Source organism: Pseudoflavonifractor sp. 60 (assembly GCF_009911645.1).
Classification (GTDB): Bacteria; Bacillota; Clostridia; order Oscillospirales; family Oscillospiraceae; genus Lawsonibacter.
The window spans coordinates 1-756 of the sequence record NZ_QWKI01000227.1 but is presented as its reverse complement, the minus strand read 5'-3'; the positions used below and the strand labels follow the sequence as shown (position 1 = coordinate 756).

1 protein-coding gene is annotated in these 756 nt (G+C 60.3%); it reads right to left on the bottom strand.

Features of this window, described 5'->3' with window-relative positions; all coding sequences use genetic code 11:
- Nucleotides 1–756, bottom strand: a 756-nt coding sequence (locus tag D1646_RS20230; RefSeq protein ID WP_160638186.1) for an ROK family protein, incomplete at both ends; no start/stop codon positions are given.

The window sequence follows — 756 nt, the reverse complement described above, 5'->3', positions numbered from 1 at the left end:
GCATCGTTGCCAAGCTCCGCCAGTACAAACTCGGTATCTCGGAAAGCGTGAAAGGCGTATTTTCGGTAGTAGTATTCAATTTTGCTCAACAGAACGTCCCCCGCATGGGACAGTCCGCCGCCAATCACAAACACCTCCGGATCAATGCTTCCAGCTACAGCGGTAAGCGCCCAGCCCAGTTTGCGGCCCAACTGATCCAGCAGATTAACGGCAATGGGGTCGCCCCTGCGGGCCATGTCGCAGACCGTCTTGGCGGACATATTCTTAGAGGCATCCGGTGAGACCTTTCTGGCGCACCGCAGCAGGCCCCGAGCAGAGGCGTACTGTTCCAGACAGCCGTACCCGCCGCAGGAACACTGCTCCAGTTCGCTGGGGTCTACGCAGAAATGGCCAATCTCTCCAGCCCCGCCGTTGATGCCGTTGACGATCCGGCTATTCAGCACCAGCCCGCCGCCGATGCCAGTCCCCAGTGTCACCAGGAAGGCGCTTTTTCTGCCCTGCGCGCCGCCTTTCCACAGCTCGCCCAGGGCGGCGGCGTTTACGTCGTTGGACACATGGATGCGGCTGATTCCGGGCTCCAGCTTCTGTACTACCTCTGGGATGTTGAACACATCCCAGTCCAGATTCACACACCGGAACACAGTGCCCTCGTCGTTCACCGGGCCAGGGACGCCCATACCTGCCCCCTCCACATCGTCCCACAAAATCGAGCGGCGGGCCATAACAGCCCGAATGGATTCCAGCGCATCCGGCAGA